Source organism: Thalassolituus alkanivorans (assembly GCF_020447205.1).
Classification (GTDB): domain Bacteria; phylum Pseudomonadota; class Gammaproteobacteria; order Pseudomonadales; family Oceanobacteraceae; genus Venatoribacter; species Venatoribacter alkanivorans.
In genome coordinates this window covers 171,027-191,012 of sequence record NZ_JAJAEL010000049.1, presented here as the reverse complement: position 1 = coordinate 191,012, position 19,986 = coordinate 171,027, and the positions used below count along the sequence as shown (strand labels likewise).

Here is a 19,986-nt window from a genome sequence, read left to right as displayed (position 1 = left end):
TCGTCATCCGGGGATAAATTTAACGTTATTGCGGGGATGTAGGGTGGGCACTGCCCACAGAACGAAACCGTTATTGCCGGAGTTTACAGACCCAGCAGCGTCTCGCGCTCAACATAATCCACGCCCTGACTGGCCGCCACTTCGGCACTGGTCAGCGCGCCCTGACACAGGTTCAGGCCCATACGCAGATAAGGGTCATCACGCAGCGCCTGCTCAACACCCTTACCCGCCAGCGCCAGCACAAAAGGCAGGGTGGCGTTATTCAGCGCCTGTGTGGCAGTGCGGGCCACCGCCCCCGGCATATTGGCAACGCAATAGTGCACAACACCGCTGTCGACATAGGTTGGATTACTGTGGGTGGTTGGCCGTGCGCTTTCCACACAGCCGCCCTGATCGATGGCGACATCGACGATCACCGCGCCGCGTTTCATGCTTTCTAAATGAGTACGCAGTACCAGTTTAGGCGCTGCAGCACCGGGAATTAATACCGCACCAATCACCAGATCGGCCTTGGGCAGACACTCATCCAATACGGTGCGGGTAGAAAAACGGGTATGGATGCGGTTGCCGTACTGCTGGTCCAGCTCGCGCAACGCCTGCATTGAGGTATCCAGCACCGTGACCTGCGCGCCCATGCCCACAGCGATGGCCAGAGCATTTCGCCCCACTACCCCGGCGCCGATAATCACCACCTCGCCAGCCGGTACGCCCGGCGCGCCGGCCAGCAAAACCCCGCGTCCGCCGGCTTCCATCTCCAGACTGCGGGCACCGGCCTGAACGGCTATGCGCCCGGCAATTTCTGACATCGGGGCCAATAATGGCAGCCGCCCGGCTTTATCGGTGACGGTCTCATAGGCAATGCCTGTGGCACCGGTTGCCATCAGCGCCTGGGTCAGTTCCGGGTCCGGTGCCAGATGCAGATAGGTAAACAGTGTATGTTCAGCGCTGATCAGGCTGATTTCTTCCGGCTGCGGCTCTTTGACCTTAACGATCAGTCCGGCGTTATCAAACACCTCAGCCGCAGCATCAACGACCATTGCCCCACAGCTCAGATAATCGTCATCACTGAAGCCAATAGCCGCCCCTGCGTTCTGCTGCACCCAGACCTCATGACCGCGATGCACCAGCTCGCGCACGCTGTCCGGGGTCAGACCAACCCGGTATTCATGGTTTTTAATCTCTTTCGGGACACCAATACGCATAAGCACCTCCGCAATATATAAAAATAGTGTAGCTGCGCCAGAGCTGCCGGGTGCAGTAATAAACACCGCACCAGACTACTGAATAGCCCACCAGATTATGTTAATAAACGGCCGGAATCGTGCATGTTTACGCGCCGGTATCAAAATAACGATGCGCGAATTGTCGCCTATCAGGAAGAATCTACCCTGTAAAATCAAGGGGTTAACGGATTATTCAACGAGATAGTGCGCTAAGTGTAAAGACGATGACGGAGTGATAGTGTGCGTGTTTATAGCCTGATAGCGATATCATTATCAGCACTTTTCGTAATGCTGACCGTGAGTTAGACTCCGGGCATAAACAGTAACTAATTATGTGGTTAATGTTTCATTCGATGAAGATGGGGACATCGATAATATCGTCATGGAAAGCTAACAATTCACCATACAAGGCGCTCAAGTCGTTCGTTTCACTCACTGGGACCGGCTAAAGCCGGCCCCTTAGCTTAATCGTTAGGCATCTATGTTTAGTGCAATGAATCAACATAAGTATCTCGACATGATTGAGATACAAGAGACCTATAAAGACTGCCTCAGGATAGTGATAGCTGAGGCTGGTGTATCTAATGCCGTCCCGGAAATATCATCAGATAAAGAGCCAGATAAAGCGCTACGAAAGTTACTGAGCGAGAGTAAGCCCATAGAGGTAACCGACGACAGTGCCCACTATGAAATTGTCTTCGATGACTACATAGCGTATGCAGTTACGAATGAAAGCTATGATGGAGGCATTGAAGAGAAATTCGAAGGTAGGCTTGCACGAATTTACTCGGAGTCAGCCTTTCTAAACTATATTGGCCAAGGAACATTCGCTACGGAAGATTATCCGGGCCCGTTTGTACACTATGGCTTTTGCTGCCTAAACCAAATCATAGATGTTGTATCTGAAAGGCCACCAACGGTGAAATTGATCAATGCCTAACAAGCGACTGTGATTCAAGCTTGATCCTCCCCCCGCTTTAACGGACACCAAAGTCAAGCTGACCAGGTGTCCAATTCCATTTCCCTCTTAGCCCGCCCACCCTGCACTTACCCGGCTTTTCCTACCCCAGCCCCTGAACTGCGGATCACAAACACAGCGAGCACCAGCGCCCACACCAACAAGCCGCAGGTCAGCAGTAATCCGGGGCCCAAGGCGGCGGCCAGCCCGAATTGAATGACGTAGCCTGCCAACAGCACGAATACGGTCAGTATTCCGGCAAGCTGAATCTGGCGCCGGAACCGGGCCGCTGGTTGAGCAATTACCGCAAATACCAGCGCTGTCAGTATCACGCCCCAGAAGGGTATTACCGATGGCCAGCGCGCTAACACGCCGCTGATGGCGGATACGGTAATGGCCAGCGGTGCGCCCCACACCACCGCCACCCATAAGCGGTTGAGCAGGTCTTCGTGTTTGCGCCGGTTCAGCCAGATATTAATACCGCTGACGCAGACAACTGTGAGGGCCAGCCCCATTACAAAATAAAGCAGCTTGCTGCCCATACCGGCAAAATTGCCGAAATGCAGGCGATAAATGGAATACACAATCTGTTTGGCCAGATCACCGTCGGAATAGCCTGCACGGTTGAGGAAGTTGCCCTGCATATCGAAGCGGTAGTTTTCGGAATAAATCAGCCGCCCCGGTTGCTGTACATAATATTCCTGAAAGCGTTGTTCGCTGTCGGCTTCGTGAATGGTCATAAACAATAACTGACCATCGGGCACGTTGGCATTCAGATACTGCAGCGGCTGCTGAATATCCACCTGTAATGGCTGTGCTTCTACCACCGGGTCGCCACTGAAAAACTGCCGCGTTACCGCTTCCTGGTCGCCATCATGAAAGGCTTCAGCAGCAATCAGAATAATCAGCCCGGCCAGGCCAAAATACGCACCGGTAAAGGCCATCATCAGATGAAATGGCAAACCCCAGACGCTCAGACGGTTATGCAGATCGGTAAAATGAATACGTTCAGAACCGGAGCGCCAGGCAAAGGCATCTTTGATAATAGATGGATGCGCCAGCAAACCGCTGATGATCAGCGCCAGCAGAATAACCCCCATCGCACTCACCAGAATTATGCCGATGTTTTTCGGCAGGTGCAGGTAATAATGCAGGTCGCTGAGCTGATGTGCCCAATCGTCATAGGCCGGCACTCCGGCACTGCCATCGGCATTACGGTATTCGCCCTGCTGTTCGTTGGCGAATTTAATCCGTGGCATCGCGTCTGACGGAAAGACCAGATACATGTGCGGCGTCAGATTATCGGGCGTGGTCAGATATTTATTAAATGCGGTTTCAACCGCGGCCGCATCAAACTCATGGAATTCTGCTGCCAGCGGTTGCTCCCAGCGTTCGATATGCGTATGAAACACCACCAGCGTACCGCTCAGAATAATAAGATACAGCACCGCTGCCATGCCAATGCCCAGCCAGCTGTGTGCGCTGAGGCTGGATTTCACTAATTGTCTGGAATATTTCATAACACCATCAAACCAATAACCATAAGGATGACACCAGTGCCGCTACGGTGCTCAGTAACGATACTTTCCAGGGTTTGCGACTGCTCAAAAACCAGCACACCGAGGCAGCCCACAGCAAAGGAAATAACAACAATGCTGATGCCAGATTCAGATTGGCGGCAAAGGGGAATTGCATGACCAGTGCCACACTCACCAGCAGCATGGCCACACCCAGGCCGGCAAATAACCAGAGAAAACGCGCAATATTCCGCCCAATTCCCTGCCAGGATGGCGCAGGCATGGGCTGAACAGTCTGTGGCGCTGACGTTTTACGACGGCCTTTTCGGCGCAGAAAAACAATCATCAGCCAGGCAAAAAAAGCGGGAAATAACAACGCGAAAACAACGCCGTATTCGGCCCCGGCCAGCTGTATCCAGCCCAGCAAAGACAACAACAGTAACAGCCAGCCATAAATGACCAGACTGCGTTCCTGCCCCCGTGCTGATTTCCACGAATAAAAAAGACAGCCAACCCCGCATAACGCGGGGACAGCTGCCATCAGAAATAACATCATGATAAATATCCGTCCGGGCCTGATGCCTGCTTAATTCGCAGGCAGCAGGCCGCGATAATCAGAAGTTGTAAGTAACACGGGCATTAACGGTACGGCGCACACCCGGGAAACAATCGCCACGGGCCAGACAAGAGGTGAGGTATTCCTCATCGCCCAGGTTGCGTACGTTCAGCGCCAGATCCAGCTGTTCGGTTGCTTCGTAGCCCAGCATCATGTCGACCAGGGTGTAATCCGGCGTAACGTATTTAACCGTTGCCGTTTCAGACACGCTTTCTCCGACATAACGCACACCGCCACCCATGCGGAATTTTCCGGCCGGTTTCCAGGTTACCCAGAGCGAAGCATTGCTATCCGGCTCAGCCGCATACTGGTAGCCGTTCTGATCTTCTGTATTCAGTGTGCTCAGCGCCCCCTGAATATAAAAATCCCCGACGTTGGCCTTACCTTCCAGTTCAACACCGTCAATTTTTGCTACGCCCTGCTGTTGTGAATTGGTGCCCGGTACGCCATTCGGGTTTGGCAGATTGGTAATTTCGATATCGAAATACGACAACGTAAATAATCCGGGAAAACCGTTAGGCTCAAACTTCAGACCCGCTTCATACTGGGTTGCTTCGCGTGGTTCCAGCTGTTTACCGTTGGCATCAATACCGACCACGGTTTCGAAAGATTCGGAATAACTGATGTAAGGTGCCAGACCATTGTCAAAGGCATACAACACACCGGCACTGGCCGACAGCGCATCGTCTGATTGTTTGCGGCTGCCGGTATCATTATCGACTTCGTCATAGCGCAGGCCAGCGGTAAAACGCCAGTTGTCATAACTGATCTGATCGGACACATACAAACCGATACTGTCGATTTTCTGTTCCGGATTATCGGTGTAGGTAAACATCGAATCATCCGGCGCACCGGTATATTTCGGGTTTTTCAGATCCAGCACATAATCAAAATTACCGGATGACGCACCACCATCGGCAGAACGTGCGGTGTCGTTATCGGTGGTTACGCTTTGCTTTTGTGCACCAACCAGAATCTGATGACGCAGCGCTCCGGTATCAAAATCGGCTAACAGGCGAACATCCAGCGCATAAAGCTGAAATTCGTTATCGGCTTTATAAAAAGTCCGCGCCACGGTGGTGTCGGTAAAGGCATTGGTGCCGAGAACATCATTCAGATAACGGCTGTTGCCGGCACCGGTAAAGACCGGCCAGGCTTGATTATAATCAGCACTGCCTTCACGCCATAAAGCGGTCGCTTCCAGTGCCAGATTGTTTGTCAGCTGCTGCTCAACCAGAGCGGTTAACTGATTGGAACGGGTATCGTATTTATTCCAGCCCGGTTCACCGGTATACACATCCTGATCGAGGTAGGTGCCGTCTTTTAACGGTTTTAAGGTTCCTTCCACCGGTACAAACTGCGCACCGGTATCGCTGTCGGTGTTCTGATGCATAGCGATTAACGTGTAGCGACTGGTCGCTGACGGCACATAGCTGACCGATGGCATCAGCACCAGCGTATTATCTTCGACATAATCCACCTGGGTATCACTGTCGCGCTTCAGCGCCACCATGCGGTACAGCCACTGTTCGCTGCCGAGTTTACCGGTCGAGTCGACGGCCAATTGCTTACGGTTGTTATTACCCAGTTCAGCAACAATTTCGGTTGCGGCGTCCGCCTTCGGCGTTTTCGACACATAGTTCACAATACCGCCGGGCGTGCCCTGCCCATAGAGTACCGACACCGGACCTTTCAGCACTTCGACCTGCTCCAACGTATACACTTCGGCACGGGTGGTGTTGTAGCTGCCGAATAATTCCTGAATAGAATCGCGGTAACGTGGCAGGCTCAGACCACGGGCGTGAATAGCATCCCCACGGGTGGCAAAACCATAGGTTTCGGCGGTCACACCGGCCATATAGGAGGTAGCCTGAGAAAGATTCAGCGCGCCTTTTTCTTCAAACTGCTCACTGGTTTCTACCGAGACAGAACGTGCGGTTTCAACAATAGGCACACTGGATTTGGTCGCGCCAAAGTTGGTCAACTCCGCACGAACGACGGTTTTATCGAGGCGTGCCTCACTCTGTTCCGGCGCATTGTCCGCATCGGCAACCAGCGCTCCCGTCTCTTGGCCCACGGTGGTTTCTGCCAATGCCACAGAGGCCACATTCAGCAGCGCAATACTCCACGCCAGACGGTTTAATCGTTGCATTTCCATCATTCCTCCCCAGGATATCTTTAATGCAATTACGACTTATTATCATTGCGATTAGCAAGTGAGTCAAATCAAATACAACCTGAGCTACCCACCATTCCCTGAGACTGATACGCGAAATCCCGTTTGAAGTGGTCGTATTACACCGGCTCTGTGCTCTGGAGACTCAGGGGATTAACCGGATCAGCGCAATAGTGTTACCCGCCACCACGGCTCAAAGCTTCTCGCTGACAAGCGTATACTTGCTCCTATCGTCTGGTGCTGTGCCCGCCCAAAGCATGCGCTCAGGCTTCGTATCACTGTTTCTGTGGAAGTTTTTTATGTCTGATGTAATCAGTAATCTGCAATGGCGTTATGCCACAAAAAAATTCGATTCAAGCCGTACTGTTGAACAGGAAAAGCTCGATACCATTCTCGAAGCGATCCGCCTGACGGCAACCTCCAGCGGTCAGCAACCCTATGAAGTGCTGGTTGTTACCAACAAAGAAATCCGTGAACAAATCAAACCTCACGCCTGGAACCAGAGCCAGATAACCGATTGTTCTCACCTGCTGGTGTTTGCCGCCTGGGATAATTACACCGCTGATCGCATTAACCATATGTTCGACCTGACCAACGAAATCCGTGGTTTTAAAAACGAAGGCTGGGAAAACTACCGCGCAATGCTGCTGAGTATTTACCCGCAGCGCGATGCTGAAACCAACTACCAGCATGCTGCCCGTCAGGCCTATATCGGTCTGGGATCGGCATTAATTGCCGCCGCCGAAGCACGGGTAGACAGTACCCCAATGGAAGGCTTCGACCCGGAGAAAGTGGATGAGATTCTGGGCCTGAAAGAAAAAGGCTTACGCTCGGTTATTCTGCTGCCATTAGGCTATCGCGCGGAAGAAGGCGACTGGCTGGTGAACTTGCAGAAGGTGCGCCGCAGTCACGATGGTTTTATTTCTGAAGTAAAATAATCTTCGCAATATTCAGATAAATAATAAAAAAGAAGGCCCGCTGGCCTTCTTTTTTATTCACCTGCTTTAATAAACATCGTTACCTAACGCGGCTTACGCACAGGCCGCTTATTACGCACACCGGCTTTACTGTTTTTAGCAAAACCCGGACGCGGAGTATTACGTAATACCGCCTCCTCTTCTGCCGGAATCAGCGCTTTCGGGCCGCTGCCGATCAGGTCAGTGCGCCCCATATCCTTCAGAGCCTGGCGTAATAATGGCCAGTTTTTCGGATCGTGATAACGCAGGAAGGCTTTCTGCAGGCGACGCTGATTCAGATCGCGCGGGATATAAATCTTGTCCGATTTATAACTCATGCGGTGCAGTGGATCGCGTTCAGAATGGTACATGGCGGTTGCCAGCGACATCGGCGACGGATAGAAGGTCTGCACCTGATCTACACGCATTTTCTGGCGTTTCAGCCACAGCGCCAGATTCATCATGTCTTTATTTTCTGAACCCGGGTGGGCGGCAATAAAATACGGTACCAGATATTGTTCTTTGCCCGCCTCTTTTGAGAAACGGTCGAACATTTTCTTAAAGGCGTCGTAGGTACCCATGCCCGGCTTCATCATTTTATTCAGCACGTTTTCTTCGGTGTGCTCCGGAGCAATTTTCAGCAAGCCGCCCACATGGTGGGTAACCAGCTCACGTACGTATTCCGGATCACGCACGGCGAGGTCGTAACGCAGGCCGGAAGCAATGGCGATGCGTTTAATGCCGGGAATTTTACGCGCCGCACGGTACAGTGCTGTAGTATGTTCGTGGCTGGTTTCCAGATTTTTACAGATGCCCGGAAACACGCAGGACAAACGCCGGCAGCTTTTCAGAATGGTTTCACTCTTACAGTGCAGGCGATACATATTGGCGGTCGGGCCGCCCAAATCGGAAATGGTGCCGGTAAAGCCCGGTACTTTATCGCGGATTTCTTCCAGCTCGTGCAGGATAGATTCCTGTGAGCGGTTCTGAATAATCCGTCCTTCGTGTTCGGTAATCGAACAGAAGGTACAGCCGCCGAAACAACCGCGCATAATATTGACCGAAAAACGGATCATATCGTAAGCAGGAATTTTCGCATCGCCGTAACTCGGGTGTGGCACACGCTGATAGGCAAAGCCGAATACCGAGTCCATTTCATCGGTTTCCAGCGGAATCGGCGGTGGGTTAATCCACACTTCCTGATGACCGTGTTTCTGAATTAATGGCCGCGCGTTATAGGGGTTGGCTTCCTGATGCAGAACCCGTGAAGCATGGGCATACAAGGCGCTGTCGTTGCGGACTTTTTCAAAGGATGGCAAACGGATACAGGTTTTATCCGGATCAAGACCGGCCTTACGCTGCAGTGGCATCGGCACGATTTTTACCGGCATCACATCATCGGCGCCTTCGGCTGAGTCACCGCTAGTGCCATTCGTGCTGCAGCTCATATTTTCCGTATCTTTCATTTCATACGGATTAGGAATCTGGTCAATATGACCCGGCCAGTCGATGCGGGTGGAGTCGACTTCGCTCCAGCCGGCCGGCGTGGCATCACGCACCACCGCTGTGCCGCGCAGATCCTGCAGATCGTCGAGGGTTTTGCCTTCCGCCAGGGCGTGGGTCAGCTCCACCAGCGCGCGCTCAGCGTTACCGTACAGCAGAATATCGGCACCGGAATCGATTAATACCGAGCGGCGGATCTGGTTACTCCAGTAATCGTACTGGGCGATACGGCGCAGGCTGGCCTCGATACCACCAATCACGATAGGTACGTCTTTGTACACCTGACGGCATTTCTGCGAATACACAATCACCGCGCGGTCCGGACGCTTGCCCGGCTCGCCGTGCGGTGTGTAGGCATCGTCGCTGCGGACTTTCAGGTCGGCGGTGTATTTATTAATCAGCGAATCCATATTGCCGGCGGTGACGCCAAAATACAGATTAGGCTTACCCAGCTTTTTAAACTCTTCCGGGTTGTTCCAGTCTGGCTGGGCAATAATGCCGACGCGGAAGCCCTGAGCCTCGAGCAGACGACCCAATACCGCCATGCCGAAGCTCGGATGATCAACGTAGGCATCACCGGTTACCAGGATCACATCACAGCTGTCCCAGCCCAGTACATCCATCTCTTCGCGGGACATGGGCAGGAAAGGAGCTGTGCCGAAACATTCGGCCCAGTAGGGGTAGTAAGAAAACAGATGTTGCGCTGGCTGAGTCATAAGTCCGGACCGGGAAAAAACGGCCGCTATTGTCCCAAATTACGCTGGCCGACAAAAGGTGAAAGGCAAAATATTCCCTGCCTTTCGCGATCATTTCACGCTTTTATTCCCTTTATTTTTATACGGATAATTCCGTGATTCACAGGCTGTTTTTTACCTTTCCGCCATTTTATCCGCACCATCGTCTTGTCTTTTTGCGCGTACTGGCCGAGTATCGGGAGCTGCGCAAATAGCGCTCAAAATAAGAAGAACGTACGAGCCAACCTATGCCACCCTTTGATCCTCTGTTGTTTTTTGCGGCTTTCGGAGCCGGATTAAGCCTGATACTCGCGGCGATTATTGCACGGGATTTTTTTCATACCCTGACTGCCCGGCTGTTTATCCTGCTGCTGGTTGGCGCCAATGTGCATCTGTTTCACCCCTGGCTGCCTCAGGCCTGGCACGGCTACTCCTATGTTGTGCAGAGTGCGACACCGGCCCTGTTCTGGATGTGCTGCCGCCTGACCTTTGTCGCAGCCGACGAACCCCGTCACCTTCTCTGGGGCCTGGCCTTTTACAGCTTCTTAGGTCCGTTACTGTATTTACTGGTCGGCACTCCGGATGGCCTGCACCTGTTGCTGAAAGGCATTCCACAGTGGCTGGAGTATCTGCTGATTCTGGCTGGGCTGTGGGAAGTCATCAGCAACTGGAATAACGACCTGGTCGAAGCCCGCCGGCGCCTGCGTGGCGGCGTGATGCTGGCAACCGGCCTGGCCGTTGGCTGGGGAATTTTTTCGTTCAATATGCGCATCGGCGACAGCACCTCACGTTATCTGGCACTGGATGTTTCCATCCTGATTCTGGCCTGGCTGCTGATGCAGGGACGTTCTGAGTTGTGGCGTTTACTGCCACAGCCTGCGCCAGCCGACAACGATACAGACGAGGCGCCAGCAGGCACCACTCTGGCCCTCAGCCAGCAAAGTTGCGAAGAACTGCAGATGCTGCAGGAATTGATGAATCAGGGTTTTTACCGGCGTGAAAACCTGACGCTGGCCATTCTCGCTCAGGAACTTGGCATTCCGGAATACCGTTTGCGCGCCACCATCAATAAGGCGCTGAATTACAACAACTTTAATGAGTACATTAACGAGCTGCGTATCGGCGAAGCCGCCGATCGCCTGCTGAATGAAGCCGAAACCCCGATTACCAATATCGCGCTTGATGTTGGCTACCGCACCATGAGTTCGTTTAACCGTGCCTTCCGTAAGATACACAACAGCACACCGTCCGATTACCGCGAACACCGCGGCCAGCCACCACACAACTGATTCTGTGCCGGAGGATTCTCCGGCCATACGGTATTTTTCTATCCTGCTTCAGCACTGAAGCTCCCGAAGTGGTTCCTATTAGCGGGTAATTAAAAAGCCCCCTCTTGCGATACTCACTCCAGGCGCCAAACGGATGCTGCCAAAGGGACGCCCTTTCTTTCATCAGGTACCTGCAAGAGGCCCGAAAAAACACCCGAATACGTACCAAAACACTCCCCAAAAGACTGTGCACATCCTGCGTTTTAACTTTTGCACAGCCCCTTTTCTGCAGCCTGCGGAAGCCCTGAAAGCCCCATAAACACTGACTTTTCAAAAAATGCACAACCACCTCCAGAGTTTGCAGCACGATTTGCTTTTACCGCTTCCAAACCTTCCGCTTTGATAAATGCGGCCTGGACGCTACCGACATAATGCTCAGGAAAGGAATCCGGGCGAATAACAACAAAGATAAAAGGTATTCATCATGCAGAAAGCACACACCTCCCGCGCTCACAAGCCGCTGGTGCTGGCGATGGCCATTGCCGCCATCGGCCTGACCGCCTGCGGCGGCAGCGATAATAAAAGCAGCAGTGACACAGGTCTGAAAAAAGTTTTTAACTGTACCGACAGCAGCACCTCCGGGGCACGGGTGATCTGTATCGGCTCGGCTAACGACCTGAGCGATGCTGCAGTTCAGGATGAACTGATTGAAGCTCTGGCCGGAGCAGAAACCGGTGACACTTTTGTATTGCCTCAGGGGCGTTATGCCTTCACAAGCACCATCGATTTCAACGGTCTGGTCGATAACATTCCGGTATCCAACCTTACCTTCCGTGGTGCGGGCATGGAGAAAACCATTATCGACGCCAGCGGCGCCGCTTCCGATGGTTTCCTGATCAACAACACCAACAATCTTATTTTTGAAGATTTCGCCATCTACGAGTCGAATAACAACGCTCTTAAAGTGACCAAATCCGACGGTGTGATCATGCGTCGTATGGCAACGGTGTGGGAAACCGATTATCAGTCAACCAACGGCGCCTATGGCCTGTATCCGGTACAGACCAGCAACGTGCTGATTGAAGACTGTTACGTGAAAGGCTCTGCCGATGCCGGTATCTATGTGGGTCAGTCTGACAAGATCGTTGTGCGTAATAACATCGCCGAGAAAAACGTCGCTGGTATCGAAATCGAAAACAGCACCGAGGCGGACGTATATGGCAACACCGCTACCGGCAACACCGGCGGTATCCTGATTTTTGATCTGCCAATCGGCAACGGCAAATACGGTTCCGGCGTGCGCGTATTCGACAACAATGTTGAAGCCAACAACGCACCTAACTTCGCCAAAGTCGGCACCTTTGCCGGTGGTGTTCATATCGTGCCACCGGGTACCGGTGTGATCGTACTCTCAACATCCGACGTTGAGATTTACAACAACACCATCAAAGACCACCAGACAACCTCTATCGCTATTACTTCCTACATGCTGCCAGATGACAAAGTCGCTGCCGTTCCGGATCAGGACGTTGGTGGTGAAGTCATGAGCTACGGTGATATTCACCCATATGCTGAAGTCTTTATGGATGGCTGGTCACCGTTCGTACGCAACATCAACATTCACAACAACACCATCAGCCTCGCCGCCGGGCTGAATAACCCACAGGGTGCGCTGATTGAGGATCTGATCAACGGTTACAGTGCCTTCCATAGCATGCAGCCGGATATTGCCAGCGGCAAAACAACCGTACCGCACATTCTTTATGATGGTGTTGGTGAACTGCTGGCCAATACAGCAAACCCGGGGGGTGGCGGAAGCATTATGCAGGCGATCGCCGGTGGAATTAATCAGGTAGCGGCAGAAGTAAAAACCAATATTCCTGGTGTTCCTGATTACACCGACATTGACCTGGACAAGTTTGCCCCTTACGCAACCGATGGTGGCGTGTGTCAAACCAATAACAACATTGATGGCATGAATCTGTTTGCGGCCTCAGTGTACGAAACCACCGCAACAGACAGTACGTTTGACGCCAGTGGTTTGCCTTTAAGCAAACTGGAACAGCTGGCCGGTGGCAACCTGAGCATTGCTGCGTCCATTATGGCCGATCCGGATGGAGTCATGAGCTGTGGTTCCGGTTTCGTAGGCACACCAGCCACCGTTACCTTTAACACTCAAACCTTTGGCTGCACCGCTGACGACAGCGAAAACCCGTCCTGCGCTCTGTAACCTCCACGGGGGCCATAGGCCCCCGGCTTCTCCAAGTCTGTATTGCGGATTAAATTTATGAAATATATCAATTCTCTGGCAGTAATTTCAGCCGCTGTATTACTGACGGCCTGTGGCGGCGAAAGCAGCAATAGCGACAATACCGATTCGTCGTCTGCCTGTATCTCATCGGAAAAATCGGTTAACTGGGAAAAAGTACTGCAGGCCGATGCTGCAACACTGGCTGAATATCAGTTATTTGATAACCCTTGCGACCCGACACAGAATGCCAGTACGCGCGGACTGCCTTACAGCCTCTCGGCACCACTGTTTACCGACTACGCATCCAAGTATCGTTTTGTATTTATCCCCGAAGGACAAACAGCCACCTATTCAGAAAAAGAAGTTTTTGAATTCCCCGTCGGCACCGTCATTACCAAAACCTTTACCATGCCCGCCGACACCTCTGATCGTGGTGTAGAAAAGGAAAGGATTATTGAAACCCGCTTGCTGATCAAAAAAGCCGGTGGCTGGGTAGCCCGCCCATATGTATGGAACGCAGCAGAAACCGAAGCCGTCTGGGATAAAACCGGTGAGGTGGTAGCCATTAATAATCTGAAACACGGTGAAGATACCCTGTCGTTTAATTATGGCGTACCAAATCAGAATTCCTGTACCAATTGCCATCAGTTTAATCCTAATGGCGATCACGATGCCGTTAACGGTATTGATCCGACACCGGCTTATTTCGCCCCGATAGGCCCCAAAGCCCGCTATCTGAATTCCGATTATGATTTTGGTCAGGGCCCGGAAAATCAGTTAAACAAATGGGTCGCCGACAATATGCTCAGCGGTTTACCAGCCGAAAACAGCAGCATTCAGAAAGCGGCGGATTTCAGTGACTATAAATCTCTCGCTGAATACAGTGGCACGCCGGAACAATTGACGGCTACGGCGAAATCCTGGCTGGATATCAATTGCGGTCACTGCCACCGCACCGAAGGACAAGCCAGCAATACCGCTTTCCGTGCCGATTACAATATCCCCTGGGACGGTAACGAAGGCCATCACGGTGCCTGTGCCGTACCGGTTTCCGGCGCCAGCGCAGGCTCAACCTGGATTATTGTACCGGGCGATTCTTCCCAGTCGCTGATGTATAACCGTATGAATACCACCAAGGCCGGCCTGATCATGCCACCACTGGGACGTGCGGTTATTCATACCGAAGGTACTGCACTGATCAAAGCCTGGATTGACAGTCTGGACCCGGCATTGTGCAATTAATTAATGTCACCGGGCGCTTCTGCGCCCTTTTTTTAATGCTATTGCTGATCGGCTGCGGAGCCGGCAGCGCGGACGAAAACAATACCCCAGCCCTTTCCGCGGACCCACTCTGCGACCAATCCGGCAGCGAAATTAACTGGCAGGCCCTGCAGCAAACGCGCTGTCCGTTATTATCGCAATATGGTCTGTTTAAAGGATTACCCTCCGATATTAAAAACAGCAATGGCGGTATTTATTATAAATTGGGCAGTGAATTATTTACCGATCATGCGCGCAAATACCGCTATATCTTTCTGCCGGAAGGTACTCAGCTCGGTTACCAGCAACAGGATGTGCTCGATTTTCCAACCGGCAGTATCATCGTTAAAATCTTTGCTATGCCCACACAAAGCACCACAGACAGTGCAGAAGATATTATGGAAGTCCGCCTGCTGGTCAAACGCAGCAGTGGCTGGATATTTATTCCTTATGTCTGGGATAACAACATTAATGATGCCCGCCTGGCGATAGCCGGCAGCCAGACACCTGTCAGTTTCAGCCATAAAGGCGAAATGCTGAATCTGACCTATGAATCGCCCTCTCTGTTGCGCTGCCAGAACTGCCATCAGGTTAAAATCAACGACCAGCTCAGTTTTGTGCCCATTGGCCCGAAGATCCGCCACCTGAATCAGACTATTGAAATGAATGGCCAGCCGGTAAACCAGCTTGAGCACTGGCAATCTCTGGGGCTTATTACCTTGCCGGCCGGTGAGCATCCTTATGCACCGGACTGGCGCGATACATCAGCACCGCTGCAACAACGTGCCAAAGCCTATCTGGATATTAACTGCGCTCACTGCCACAACGACAACGGCGCCGCAGCCCTGTCCGGCCTGCGGCTGGAATACTGGCGCACCGCCATTGACTATACCCATGGTGTCTGCAACTCGGCCCATGGCTGGCGTGGCGGAGGCTTTGATATCTGGCCCGGGCGCGGTAATGACTCCAGCCTGCCGTTACGCATGGAATTAAACGGTGCAGCCGACCGGATGCCGCCCATAGGCCGTAGTCTGTCTGACGAAGACGCCGTCGCCTTAATACGGGCCTGGATCGATACCCTGCCCGCTCAGGACTGTGCCAGCGGCTGAACCAGCCACCAGCAGCTTTGCACCAGAACAGAGCGATTTCATATCGCCCTGCCGCTTTACAGCGCAAGCAGTCTGCCTCAACCCTGCTCCCTGACCGGCTCAGAGGCTTTTCCCCGTCCCCAGGCCCGTTAATCTGATCAGCGGCTGCACAACCGTCAGCTGCTCTTCTGTTTATTAACCGATATTTCACATCTGGTATTTATCTTGCACCAGCACTGAGCAAAGCCTTTATTTATTTGCAAAGAAGGATTCATTTCCGTGCAGGATCTTCACAGCGTTGCCTATTTTCTGAACCTCGGTCAGCAACAGGAAATACAGGAACTTGAACAGTTTGCCCGTACCGGCCAACTGGTGATTGCCATCAGCAATCTGTTGCATCAGCTGCAGTACGAACGCGGATTATCCAACCGCTTTCTTGGCAGTGCCGGCCTGCGCTGCCAGCAAGAACTGCAACAACAGTGGCACAGCAGCAATGAGCAACTGGCGCTGTTTCATAAAGCCCTGGCCAACTTACTGCCAGAGCACGGGCAGCATGCCTTTCCCGCACGCTGGTTCCGCCGTCTGGGTTATGCCCTGCACAGTCTCGAACGACTACCACAACTGCGTCAGGATGTAGAACAGCTGAAATTCAATACCACCGTTGCCATCAAAGCCTATTCCGAAATGATTCAGAGCTTACTGGCCGTGGTGTTCGAGGCCGCAGGCAACGCGGCCGATGAAATAACCGCACGTATTCTCGTCGCCATGTTTAATTTAATGCAGGGCAAAGAGCTGGCCGGACAGGAACGCGCCTGTGGGGCTGCCGGATTTTCCGCTCATGAATTTGACCCCGGCCTGCGTCAGCGCCTGACACAATTAATCGACCGCCAGGATCGCTGTTTCCATATTTTCAGCGATTATGCCAGTGACGAAGCTCTGAGCGCCTGGGAACAGGTTCAGCGCGGTGAATTCCAGCTCGAATTTGAACGCCTGCGGCGTCTGGCCCTGACCGCCGGTCCCCAGTCACTGGCAGCAGCGGATTATGATGTGCGCTGGTTTATCTGCTGTTCTGAACGGCTGGATGCCATCAAATATGTCGAAGAAGTGTTGGAAACCCAACTCCTCTCCCACAGCCAGCAACGCATTCTTGCGGTACGCGAAGCGGCATTGAGTCCCGACCAACAAGGCAACGACCTGCAACGCGGAGCGTTCGACGATGTTCCTTCGTTTGCTCTGTACGTCAGCCATTCACAGTCCGCCGGGCATGAGTCAGACCATGCTCTCAGCGGTCCCGATGACGATATGGTACATAACGTCAGTAAGCCGGTGGTCGAATTAATCGAAGCTCAGGGCCAACGCTTAAAAAGCCTGAATGATGAACTGGATGCCGCCCGTACAGAACTGCATGAGCGCAAACTGATTGACCGCGCCAAACGTGAACTGATTCAGCGCCGCCAGATGAGCGAACAGGAAGCCTATGCGTTATTACGCAGTATGGCGATGAATCAGAACCGCCGTCTGGTGGATGTTGCTGCCGGTTTATTAAGCATGACCGAGCTTCTTTAAATCAGGTTGTGCACTGCACCAAGTCGCAGCACCAACGCATAACCTGCTCTTCAGCAGAGCAAAAAAAATCCTTGCCGTAAAAACGCAGGGATTTTTTTATTCCTGACAACCGCTTTTAAAAACCTTACGGTTGATTGCAACCCAAATAAAAACAGGAAGTTAGCGGATTAAAATGCGTTAAAAACGCCATAGACGGACATTGTCCGAAAACTCTGGCACGCTTCTGGCAATACTTATTCTGAATTTCTTATTCAGTGCATACCCAATGGCGGGTAACCGTACTGACACATTTTAACAGCAAAGGCGCTTACAACGGGCAACCGTTGTGGCGCCTTTTTTTGTTGCCAAGAAAGGGGAAGACCATGCAAGGACTGAACACTCTGCGCCGCACACTGATAAAAAGTGCATTGATTCTGACCACAGGTCTGGCCAGTGGTTTATCGGCATTATCGATACCACTCAGTCATGCTGATGATTATCCGGAAAAAGAAGAGCTTAAATTCGGTTTTATTAAATTAACCGATATGGCACCGCTGGCTATTGCCTATGAAAAGGGTTTCTTTGAGGACGAAGGCTTGTATGTCACCCTCGAAGCACAGGCAAACTGGAAAGTACTACTCGACCGCGTGATTGATGGCCAGCTGGATGGCGCCCATATGCTGGCGGGCCAGCCATTGGGCGCAACCATTGGGTTTGGCACCAAAGCCGATATCATTACCGCCTTCAGTATGGATTTAAACGGCAATGCCATTACTGTTTCCAATGATGTCTGGCAGCAAATGAAACCCTTTATTCCCAAAGATGCTGAAGGGAAACCCGTACACCCGATTAAAGCCGATTACCTGAAACCCGTTATAGAAAAATACAAAGCCCAGGGTAAGCCATTTAATATGGGCATGGTTTTTCCGGTATCCACCCACAATTACGAATTACGCTACTGGCTGGCGGCTGGCGGTATTAACCCGGGTTATTACGCACCGTCGAAAGGCGATACCTCCGGTCAGCTGAATGCTGATGCCCTGCTTTCGGTTACACCGCCACCACAAATGCCGGCAACGATGGAAGCCGGTACGATTTATGGTTATTGCGTAGGCGAACCCTGGAACCAGCAGGCCGTCTTTAAAGGCATTGGTGTTCCGGTGATTACCGACTACGAAATCTGGAAAAACAATCCGGAAAAAGTATTTGGCGTCAGCAAAACCTGGGCAGAAAAATATCCGAACACTCACAAGCGTGTGGTCAAAGCACTGATCCGTGCTGCCGCCTGGCTTGATGAAAACAATAATGCCAACCGCGAGGAGGCGGTAAAAATTCTGGCCAAGCCACAGTATGTAGGCGCCGATTACAAAGTGATTGCTAACTCCATGACCGGTACTTTCGAGTATGAAAAAGGCGATAAGCGCTCTGTACCGGATTTCAATGTCTTTTTCCGCTACAACGCCACCTACCCTTATTACTCCGATGCCATCTGGTATCTGACACAGATGCGCCGCTGGGGCCAGATTGCCGAAGCTAAATCGGATGACTGGTACAAAGACATCGCGAAAAAAGTGTATCGCCCTGACATTTACGCAGAAGCAGCCAAAGCACTTATTGCTGAAGGTAAAGCCGATGCCAAAGACTTCCCTGACTTCAGCAATGAAAGCGGCTTCCGTGCCCCACAAACGGAATTTATCGACAACATCACCTATGACGGTCAGCAACCGAATGCTTACCTGCAGAAGTTTGCTATCGGCCTGAAAGGCGAGCAAAAGCTGTAACACAGGGAATAAGCCGGCTGTTTTAACAGCCGGCCAACCATCACACATTCATCGAAATTGTGCAGTCAACTGAATCCGTCAAGGAGATCCTATGAGCATTGCCCTGACCCAAACATTAAGCAAAATAAGCTGGCTGGAACCGATGATTAAAGCCGCTCAGGGAGAAAACCGCAGCCAGAACCTGAGCATTATTGCCAAAGCCATCGGCATTCCTCTGGCAGGGATTCTGGTGTTTTTAATGATCTGGCATGCGGCCGCATCAAGCATTAACACCTCTCTGGGAAAATTCCCCGGACCTGCCGATGTCCTGATCCAGAGTAAAACCCTGATCAGCGAACATATTACAGAGCGTGAAAAAGCAGCCGCTTTTTACCAGCGCCAGGATGAACGTAATGCCCGGCGTCTGGCACAAGACCCGGACTATATCGTCAAAATCCGCGACTACACCGGTAAGCCAACCTACGTCGATCAGATTGGTACCAGCCTGATTACAGTTCTGAGCGGTTTTCTGATTGCCTCACTGATCGCCATTCCGCTGGGTATTGTTATTGGTTTAAGTGCCAACCTGTACTCGGCGTTTAACCCGGTGATTCAGATTTTCAAACCGGTATCACCTCTGGCCTGGCTGCCACTGGTCACTATGGTGGTCAGTGCTGTCTATGTCAGCGATGACCCGGTTGTAGCAAAGTCTTTTGTCACTTCCATGATTACCGTCATGCTCTGCTGCCTGTGGCCAACCGTTATTAATACCGCCGTGGGCGTCGCCTCTATTTCTCAGGATTTAAAAAATGTCAGTCAGGTGCTGCGTTTAAGCTGGCTGACTCATGTACGGAAAATTGTTTTACCTGCCGCTATTCCGATGATGTTTACCGGCCTTCGTCTGTCGCTGAGTATCGCCTGGATGGTGCTGATTGCTGCGGAAATGCTGGCACAAAACCCCGGACTCGGAAAATTCGTCTGGGACGAATTCCAGAACGGCAGCTCAAATTCCCTCGGCCGTATTATGGTCGCGGTTATTACCATCGGCTTAATTGGTTTTGCCCTTGACCGCATTATGTTGCTGCTGCAACGGAGCGTTTCCTGGGATAAGTCCGCCACCTTACGCTGAGA

14 protein-coding genes are annotated in these 19,986 nt (G+C 52.0%); 9 read left to right on the top strand and 5 right to left on the bottom strand.

The features are described 5' to 3' along the window. Positions 1–83: 83 nt before the first annotated feature. Complete coding sequence (gene ald, locus LGT44_RS18945) at positions 84–1,202, bottom strand: alanine dehydrogenase (RefSeq protein ID WP_230331989.1); 1,119 nt, start codon at positions 1,200–1,202, stop codon at positions 84–86. A gap of 538 nt (positions 1,203–1,740) precedes the next feature. Here ald and LGT44_RS18940 point away from each other — a divergent pair. Next, positions 1,741–2,163 carry a hypothetical protein gene (locus LGT44_RS18940; RefSeq protein WP_230331988.1) on the top strand — a complete coding sequence of 141 codons (423 nt, stop codon included), beginning with the start codon at positions 1,741–1,743 and terminating at the stop codon, positions 2,161–2,163. A gap of 107 nt (positions 2,164–2,270) precedes the next feature. Here LGT44_RS18940 and LGT44_RS18935 read toward each other — a convergent pair whose 3' ends face one another. From LGT44_RS18935 to LGT44_RS18925, 3 genes are read right to left on the bottom strand one after another with little or no spacing between them, the layout of a single operon-like run. Further along, the gene (locus tag LGT44_RS18935; RefSeq protein ID WP_230331987.1) at positions 2,271–3,701 is read right to left on the bottom strand and encodes a PepSY-associated TM helix domain-containing protein; all 1,431 of its coding nucleotides are present in this window, start codon (positions 3,699–3,701) and stop codon (positions 2,271–2,273) included. A gap of 7 nt (positions 3,702–3,708) precedes the next feature. Continuing rightward, positions 3,709–4,254, bottom strand: a complete 546-nt coding sequence (locus LGT44_RS18930) for a hypothetical protein (protein WP_230331986.1) — start codon at positions 4,252–4,254, stop codon at positions 3,709–3,711. Positions 4,255–4,312: 58 nt separating this feature from the next. After that, a complete protein-coding gene (locus LGT44_RS18925; RefSeq protein ID WP_230331985.1) occupies positions 4,313–6,466 on the bottom strand; it encodes a TonB-dependent siderophore receptor in 2,154 nt (717 codons plus the stop codon). Positions 6,467–6,789: 323 nt separating this feature from the next. On the opposite strand from LGT44_RS18925, the gene LGT44_RS18920 reads away from it, so the two are divergent. Continuing rightward, entirely contained in the window at positions 6,790–7,428 is a 639-nt protein-coding gene (locus tag LGT44_RS18920) for an NAD(P)H-dependent oxidoreductase (RefSeq protein WP_230331984.1), read from the top strand. An 83-nt stretch (positions 7,429–7,511) separates the two neighbouring features. Here the strand turns inward: LGT44_RS18920 and LGT44_RS18915 are convergent, their stop codons facing one another. Continuing rightward, positions 7,512–9,665, bottom strand: coding sequence for a YgiQ family radical SAM protein (locus tag LGT44_RS18915; RefSeq protein ID WP_230331983.1), 2,154 nt, complete (start codon positions 9,663–9,665; stop codon positions 7,512–7,514). A 266-nt stretch (positions 9,666–9,931) separates the two neighbouring features. Here LGT44_RS18915 and LGT44_RS18910 point away from each other — a divergent pair, with 266 nt between their 5' ends. The 7 genes from LGT44_RS18910 to LGT44_RS18880 all read left to right on the top strand — a co-directional run bounded on the left by LGT44_RS18910 (position 9,932) and on the right by LGT44_RS18880 (position 19,984). Continuing rightward, complete coding sequence (locus LGT44_RS18910; protein WP_230331982.1) at positions 9,932–10,972, top strand: AraC family transcriptional regulator; 1,041 nt, start codon at positions 9,932–9,934, stop codon at positions 10,970–10,972. 463 nt (positions 10,973–11,435) lie between these two features. Then, positions 11,436–13,181 carry a parallel beta-helix domain-containing protein gene (locus LGT44_RS18905; protein ID WP_230331981.1) on the top strand — a complete coding sequence of 582 codons (1,746 nt, stop codon included), beginning with the start codon at positions 11,436–11,438 and terminating at the stop codon, positions 13,179–13,181. A gap of 57 nt (positions 13,182–13,238) precedes the next feature. Beyond that, positions 13,239–14,444, top strand: coding sequence for an SO2930 family diheme c-type cytochrome (locus LGT44_RS18900; RefSeq protein WP_230331980.1), 1,206 nt, complete (start codon positions 13,239–13,241; stop codon positions 14,442–14,444). Next, positions 14,435–15,571, top strand: coding sequence for a hypothetical protein (locus LGT44_RS18895; RefSeq protein ID WP_230331979.1), 1,137 nt, complete (start codon positions 14,435–14,437; stop codon positions 15,569–15,571). The genes LGT44_RS18900 and LGT44_RS18895 overlap by 10 nt, the downstream gene beginning before the upstream one ends. 258 nt (positions 15,572–15,829) lie before the next feature. Beyond that, positions 15,830–17,116, top strand: a complete 1,287-nt coding sequence (locus LGT44_RS18890) for a nitrate regulatory protein (protein WP_145468945.1) — start codon at positions 15,830–15,832, stop codon at positions 17,114–17,116. 362 nt (positions 17,117–17,478) lie between these two features. Then, on the top strand, positions 17,479–18,876 hold the full coding sequence (locus tag LGT44_RS18885) for a CmpA/NrtA family ABC transporter substrate-binding protein (protein WP_145468946.1): 1,398 nt from the start codon (positions 17,479–17,481) through the stop codon (positions 18,874–18,876). A gap of 91 nt (positions 18,877–18,967) precedes the next feature. After that, positions 18,968–19,984 (top strand): ABC transporter permease, encoded by a 1,017-nt coding sequence (locus LGT44_RS18880; protein ID WP_145468947.1) that lies wholly within the window; start codon positions 18,968–18,970, stop codon positions 19,982–19,984. Positions 19,985–19,986 lie beyond the last annotated feature (2 nt).